Annotated in this window: 6 protein-coding genes; 1 reads left to right on the top strand and 5 read right to left on the bottom strand. The window is 64.2% G+C overall.

Annotation, left to right across the window (positions count from 1 at the left end):
• The 5 genes from VLT15_02010 to VLT15_01990 form a co-directional block, all read right to left on the bottom strand.
• Positions 1-1123, bottom strand: a 1123-nt coding sequence (locus VLT15_02010; protein ID HSR43991.1) for a right-handed parallel beta-helix repeat-containing protein, incomplete at its 3' end; no start/stop codon positions are given.
• Between the two features lie 596 nt (positions 1124-1719).
• The gene (locus VLT15_02005) at positions 1720-3741 is read right to left on the bottom strand and encodes a hypothetical protein (GenBank protein ID HSR43990.1); all 2022 of its coding nucleotides are present in this window, start codon (positions 3739-3741) and stop codon (positions 1720-1722) included.
• A gap of 374 nt (positions 3742-4115) precedes the next feature.
• Complete coding sequence (locus VLT15_02000) at positions 4116-4679, bottom strand: hypothetical protein (protein HSR43989.1); 564 nt, start codon at positions 4677-4679, stop codon at positions 4116-4118.
• A 117-nt stretch (positions 4680-4796) separates the two neighbouring features.
• Positions 4797-6098 carry a HAMP domain-containing sensor histidine kinase gene (locus VLT15_01995; GenBank protein ID HSR43988.1) on the bottom strand — a complete coding sequence of 434 codons (1302 nt, stop codon included), beginning with the start codon at positions 6096-6098 and terminating at the stop codon, positions 4797-4799.
• Positions 6095-6778 carry a response regulator transcription factor gene (locus VLT15_01990; protein ID HSR43987.1) on the bottom strand — a complete coding sequence of 228 codons (684 nt, stop codon included), beginning with the start codon at positions 6776-6778 and terminating at the stop codon, positions 6095-6097. Before VLT15_01990 ends, VLT15_01995 begins: the two co-directional genes overlap by 4 nt.
• 112 nt (positions 6779-6890) lie before the next feature.
• On the opposite strand from VLT15_01990, the gene VLT15_01985 reads away from it, so the two are divergent.
• Positions 6891-7448, top strand: coding sequence for a hypothetical protein (locus VLT15_01985; protein HSR43986.1), 558 nt, complete (start codon positions 6891-6893; stop codon positions 7446-7448).
• The last annotated feature ends 9 nt before the right edge of the window (positions 7449-7457 follow it).

Here is a 7457-nt window from a genome sequence, read left to right as displayed (position 1 = left end):
AAACCGACGGTTCGAACAGGAATCCGATCTCGTTGCCGGTTGAGTTCGAAGCTGTGATCGTTGCGTTGGTCGTCCCGTTGACGAGGTAGAAGCCGATTCGGCTGTCCGTCACTTCAACATTCTCGACCACCGCCCCGTTCGTTCCGCTGAGCCCGACACCCGTGTTGAACCCGGAGACGAAACAGTTGCGGACCGTTGAGTCGTCGGCCATGGCGACGCCCACTAGTGAGGAGTTACCTCGGATCGCATGACCGTCGCAGTCAAGAACTGCACCCGGTGCCATCAGCACGGCGCCGTCCACGTCGGCATCGAGGGTCACAACCCCCACAACCAATCCTGCAACGCCTTCGGGGAGATCAACACCCGGGACCACCCTCTGCAATGCGGCGGGACCGTCGCCGGCGGCGGCCCCCACTGAGACAGCCAGTGCCGAAGCCTCTTCTGCGGTTAGGCATGACGTTGAACGGGCGGGATTGGCGTACATATCGAAACCTTCGCGGAAACTGATGAGTTCCGGCGGGGGCGACGCAGAACGCGATTCCAGAGCCTCTTCTATCTCCGACACGCTCGCATCGTTGAGGACGTCGACGTAGCCACCACTCCTCAGGCCGGATTCAATACAGTTCCACGCCTCGTCGGAGATACCGCCGGCAGTCATTTCCGCTTCCAAGGAGTCAAGTACTTGTTCGCCCGTCGGGTCACCTAGAAGATCGGCGGCGAACCCGCCGCGGGCGAAGACAAAGATCGCGACTGCAGCCACCCAAACCAATCTGCGAATCCCGGCCCCTTTCAGCCTGGATCCCTTCGCGACGGGTTGCCCCGGCACTTCTGTCCCACCGCCGGGTGGCGGCGAGGCGTCGTAGTGGATCGGAACGGTCCGTGCCAATGGCTCGGCCTCGGACTCACTTTCGAATCCCCCGGCGGAACCCTCATCCGCCCTTGTCTGGCCGGCGGCCAACTCGACGGAACGGAGGTACTCCCCGACGTCGAAGTCACCGGCACCATCAGACTCTGACTCTGGTTCGTCAGGACCTCCGGCGTTCGAATCATCGGAGCCGACCCACTTCCACGCATCGCTCACACGATCTCTACTAGACCGCGGCCTGTCCTTGTCGTCAGCCATGGCTGCCACACCTCCGCAAGAGACTCACGCCGAAACCCACCGACGAGGGAGAGATCCGGGCCACACCTGAAACGCAACGGCACCTCGGAAAGATGCCGGCTCGAGGCCAACCACGTTCAGCCGAACGGGTGGAAGACTCACAAATCCTCCCATCACCGTGAGGGCTTCAACCCTACGCCTATCGAGCATTGCTGTGAAGCCTTGGGGGGCGGGATCCTGGAGAAAGGTACCGAGGCACGCCCGTTCCGGCTCCCGGGCAGACGCTTCGGCGACTGGATTGCGACCTTTTTCGATGGGCGATGGCGGGCCATCGAGGCGACCGGGCGGACGCGTCGTTGGATCGACGCTGGAGTTTGCGCATCGTGGAGCGCACGAACTGAAGGTGCTCATGGCGAGTGGACACTTTCGGCGGTCGCGCGATCCGGCCGCGTGAACGAGGGTCCTCCCGCGTATCGGCGGGATCCTTTCCGGGTCGGCGAAGGAACCCCCGGACGGGACTCACCCTCTGGTTGCGGTTCGATTGGAGAGCGGCGCGGCTCGCAACAACTGTGCCGGTCGAAGACCAGATCCAGGTCCTTCTCGGGCAGCCCGGCGCCCTAGCCCGACGGTTGACCGCAGTCGGTGAACCAGTAGATCTGGTCATCGACGGGACGGACGTGCATGGGGACCTGTTGCCTGGTTCCTCCCAGCGTCACATCTATGAGCAGATTCCACGCATCGGGGACGTTCGTCGAGACCCCGTCGGTGAGGTAGTCCCATGGTTCGGCACCGGCGCTCACCAGCGTCGGATCGGCGAAGCTCCCCGCCACCTGCTCCACGTATGCTCGACACTGATCAGAGCCGTAGCGATCGATGGTGGCTTGATCCAATGATCCCAGAAGAGCATCGACATCGCCCGACTGGTGGGCGATGTCGAGACTGTCGAGAAATACCTGGAAATCCGGGGTGTCATCGTCGTCGGTGGGTTCATCGGGTGTTGAGAGCGGCCCATCACCGAACCAGAGTTCACCGCCGAACCCGCCTGCCAAACCTCTGCCGGAAGCCAGCGCCTCAGCGGGAGGTTCGCAATCGCCGACCGAACCCTCGGAGGAGTCCACGATTACGGGTTCGATCAGGAACTGGACCTCGATGGGTCCATCAGGCCCTTCGGCGGTGATCGACGTCACCGGGTAGGAGCCGTAGCGGTCGATCGGGATCGGCACGTCGGCCAGATACCCTCTGATCGGTGCGCTGTTGGGTGCAAGTCCGCCGGCATCGACCGTCAGGGTGGTCCCTTCGGGGATGATTCCATCGACACCGCCGACAAGCATCGAGAGCATGAAATAGCTGAGTGAGTTGGAGAACCCGACGAGCGAAGAATGGATCACCTCGGCACAGGAGTACGGGATTCCGATGCTCGTCGCCACGGCGGGGGAAGTGGATTGGAGGGCCTTGTCGTCGGTACCGGTCACGTCAGCGCCATCCGCCGGAATGACGACGGACGCACTGGTCGGCGTCTCAACTGCGACCGCGGAGGTTTCCTCCGTCGACTGGGTCGTTGGAGAGATTGCGACAACGGGTGTCGAGACGTCATCCCGGCTCACCAGGAACAGGACCACGAGACCGATTGCGATGAGGGCCGCAATGGCTGCGAGGGCGGGAATGCCAAAGCGCGCTTCGGGCCGCCGACTCTGGGCGCCGGACAGTCCGCGCAGAAGTCCCGGGGCACCATTCGGCAGGTAGTCCAGTCCCAGCCGCCGATAGACCCGGCGCAGGAATGCCTCTTCCACCGCAGCCCGACCCTTCCGGTCACCGGGAAGCCCGACCTCGAGGCCGCTTCCCTCGAGTTGGGAGCGGACCCGAGTGCGAATGATGGTGGCCAGGGCTTCGAGAGCATCGTTCAGTTCCTGCTGGACGGCAGCCTTCTGCGCCTCGAGGTCACGCAACTCACCCATGATCCGGGCACCGACCGCGATCGCTGCCCCTCCGGCAGCATTCGGACCGCCGCCCTGGGCAGTCTGGCCGTCGAGGACACCCCTGGCTTCATCCAACCGGGCGTTCAAACCGTCGATCCGGCTTTGGACGGCGTCGAGCCTGTCCTGTATGCCGTCGATCTTCTCGCCGGCCCGTTCGATCCCTTCGAGTTCGGCATCGGTGAATCCGTCGGGACCTCCGGCTTCTGCCCATGCCTTGTCGGCCTGGGCAGCGGTCAGCTCGTGGTCGAGACGGTCGACCCGAGCGCGCCACTCGAGCTGTTCCTGCAAGTCCTCCGCCGTACCGCCGACGACCTTGCCGTCCTCCATCCGCACACCCGGATGCGGCGGGTTGTCTCGGAGTTGCCCCAGTTGATGCTCGAGTTGATCGATCGTCGATTCGCCCGGATCGGGCGCCCTGAGAGGTGGCTCGCTGGGGGCCGAAGAGGCATCGCCACCGGAGGGAGAATCCGTGGGTGGCCGATCGCCACCCGGGGTGCGGCCGGTCTCCTCGATGGAACGCTGCACCTGATTGCGACGGTTGATGGCGTCGTCGAGCTTGTTCCAGTCGTAGTCGTCACTTCCCGAGTCACGCAGTTCGTTCTGACGCCGGATCGTCCGTGTCAGTTCGTCGTACTCGGTCTGGAGATCGTCGATGTCGGGCATAGGATCCTTCCCGAAGTCGCTCTTGGCCGGCGGCAACCGTCCCCGTCCACCCGAATATGATCGGGCAATGCCCGTCGGAACTTGAGCAAACACCTCCACCGGCAGATCCGGAAGCCTTCGCCCACCGATCCACCCGACAGCCGACCCGGCGGCACGACGAGCCACCTCCGGTGTCGGTACGAAGACGGCCCCGGCGGCAACTCCATCCATGTCGCCCGGTCGAACTTGATCGCATTCGGAGATGCCCGGGCCCGATGGATGGACGTTGCCCGCCGGACGTCTGCGTCCGGGGAATCCGGGCCGACGCGTATCACCCCGGGCCCTGTGAAGGAGCGGCCCGGGGTGATCGGTGGGAGACAACTCGCTCGTTACGGCTAGCCGCTGTTGTCGGAACGGACCCTGACGCGAACCTCACCGTCTTCGAGCTGGGCATTGAACTGGATGCGTCGGGTGCCGTTGCGGAAGTCGGCTTCGACCTCGACACCCGAGGAAACCTCGATCTCGAACGACCACCCGGGCGCCGGGTCGACCGAAGTGATGGTGAGGCTCGAACCGTTCGAAGCGATCGTCACAGTGCCACCGTCCCCGGCGTTGAACGTCGCCGAGGATGCACCGTCGTCGGCGGCCGGCGGGACCGTCGTCGACGGGCTACCCGAATCATCCGGGACCGTCGTCGACGTGCTACCCGAATCATCCGGAGTCGTCGTCGACGTGCTACCCGAATCATCCGGGACCGTCGTCGACGTGCTTCCGTTTCCCACACTGTCATCGGCGACCCCGGTTTCGACACCGCCGGTGACGGAGGGTGCAGTCGACGAGGTGATCGAGGTCGTCGACGTCGAGTCGTCGGTTGCCGGGCCGATTGCTGCATTCGCGATTCCGACCGCCATGAGCCCCGCCACGACGGTGGCGAGGAGTGCTGCAATTCGTCTGGACATTCTTCAGTCTCCTTCATAGAGCGGATGCTGGAGTCAGAATGCCCGAGCCGGTGTTTGAGGGTCCTCCGCGGTTGGTTAGGAAAACCTCTTTTCTGGACAGGGGTTGGAGGGACCCGGCTAGCGGAGTGGAGCCGGGCTGCTGCCGGCCTCCGGCAGGACAACGCGCACCAGCGTCCCGGCGGGATCGCCCGACTCCCAGTGGGCCTTGCCACCGGCTGCCTCTGCCGTTCCGCGGACGATGTCAACTCCCAGGCCGGTCGACCGGCCCCCGCTCGCCCCTCGTTCCAGCAACCCTTCGTCGGCAATCCCGGGCCCCTGGTCGGCGACCACCAGCTCAACCAAACCGCGCTCCGGCTCGCGCAGAATGATGCGATATCCGGTGCCGGCCGGGGTATGGGCAAAGACATTGCCCAGCAAAGCGTCCAGCATCGCCTCGAAATCACCGGAATGCCCGTTCACCGAAGCCCGCCGGACCTCGATGTCGAGGATCCATCGACGGTCCTGATCGGCTGCCAGCCAGCCCCAGTACTCCGCCCGTTCGGCGACGATCTCGACCAGATCGGCAACCACGCCTACGCCTTCCCGCACCGATCGGCGGGCTTCGTTGATGACGTGGCTCACGACTCGCTCGAGTTCGTCCACGTCGTGGTGAAGCCGGCTCACGTCAACGTGCTTGCCCAACGCCTCTATATCGAGCTTGAGAGCAGTGAGCGGCGTCCGAAGCCGGTGCGAGATATCGGCAGCAGTCTCCCTTTCCCGATCCATCAGCGTGCTCACCCGCCCCGTCAGCGTATTGAAGGCCGCTCCGACTTCTGCCAGTTCGCTCGGGCCACCAGGATCCACCGCCACCGTCAGCTCACCCTTGCCCAATCGATGGGTCGCTTCAACGAGGTCTCTGATCGGCTTGACGACGGCCCTGCCCATCCGATCGGCGACGACGAACGCCAATCCGATCAGTCCCAACCCGAGCGCGCCGAGCACCAGCCACGCCGACGCCACGCCCTCGGTGAGAGACGCGGAGGGAACGGCAATGACAATGACCCAAGGAGCACCGGCTCCCCGCAACACCGGCACCACCACCGCTTCGCTCTCGTCGAGTGACTGCCGGTAGGCCTGGCCCAACTCCCGGGCCGCTGCCAGATCGACACCGGCCGGCAGGGATGCCCCCAGCACGGTCCCGTCGGAGAGCATCACCGAGGTGCCGGGTGCAGCCGCCAGCGTATTCTCGAGCGCCGCGATCGATTCCGGCGAGTCATCGATGGTCGACGCGAAGCGAGCCACGGTCTGAGCCTCACGCTCGGCGGCATTCATCGCCCGATCCACAGCCAGATCACGGATCAGCACGGCCAGCGGCACCAGGAAGGCGATGATCACGATCGACGTGATCGACAACGCGTACAGGGAGAGCCAGCGCCTCACGAATCAGGGTTCACGAGCTTGATGCCGACACCGTGAACGGTCTGAAGGTAGCGCGGCTCGGCCGCACTCTCCCCCAACTTGCGACGCAAGACCGACAGATGGACGTCTACCGTTTTATCCGCACCGCCGTACGGCTGCCTCCACACTTCAGCCAGGAGCTCGCGCTTGGAAACGACGACTCCGGCCCGTTCGGCGAGATAAGCAAGGAAGTCGAACTCTTTCCTCGTCAGGTCGAGGAGGTCACCGTCGAGAGTCGCAACCCGCTGCCCGACATCAACCGTGAGTTCGCCCACGATCATCGGCCCGCGAACAGTCCCGCTCTCGACCCGTCGCATGACGGCCTCGATTCGGGCTTGCAGTTGAGCACCCGAGAAAGGCTTGACGACGTAATCGTCGGCGCCGTCACGGAGGATACGGACGATCTCGCCTTCCTCGTCGCGGGCGGTCGCAACGATGACGGGAACGGCGCTGATCGATCTGATCATCTTGAGTGCTTGACCCCCGTCGATATCGGGCAGCCCGAGGTCGAGAATCACCACATCCAGTCCGCCCTCAGCAGTGCGCTGAACACCTTCCATTCCCGAGGACAGCGACTCGACCGAGTGGCCCTCGCCGGCCAGGAACTTGGCAAGGCCTTGCCTGATCGATTGGTCATCTTCGATAATCAGGATCGACGACATAAAAGCATCCTATTGCCGAATCGCGACCCACAACCATGTGATCCGGCCGAATTGAGATTTCCCTAACGCTTCTCGGAGAGAGCCCTAACGGGAGACCTGCGATAGTTGTGTCATGCCGAAGTGGATGAAGCTCGCAGCGGGTTGGGCACTGGCCGTCACGATTGCCCTTGCTTTCTCCTGGGGAGCGGTTGCCCGGGTGCGCAACACGGTAATCCAGCCCAGCGTTGAGATCCCGACGGCTGCGGCCTCTACCTCCAGTGCGGCTCCGGTGAATCCGACGAGCGCTTCGGTCGTCGGACCCGAATCAGAAGTCACCGGTTCGTCGACCTCGACCACAGGGACGACCCCGGGCACTACCCAAACGACCGCATTTCAGTCATCATCTACCACCACTACCGCGCCGGCTGCCTCGTCGACGGCTCCACCCCCGGCACCGGCGGAAACGGCCAGCTACACGCTGGTCGGCGGCGTGGTCACCATCAGCTACTCGCCGGGCGTGGTCACGTTCGTGTCTGCAATCCCTCAACCCGGGTACAGCACCGACCGCAGAGCCACAGGACCCGTCGAGGTCAGAATCCGATTCGACAGCGAGAGTCACACCTCCGACTTCCGGGCCAGGTGGGAAGGCGGCGCCCTCCAGATCTTTCAGGACGAATCCGGTGGAGACTGATCGGGCCCG

It is taken from the genome of Acidimicrobiia bacterium (assembly GCA_035471805.1).
GTDB lineage: Bacteria > Actinomycetota > Acidimicrobiia > Spongiisociales > JAHEDJ01 > JAHEDJ01.
This window is presented reverse-complemented; position numbering and strand designations above follow the sequence as displayed.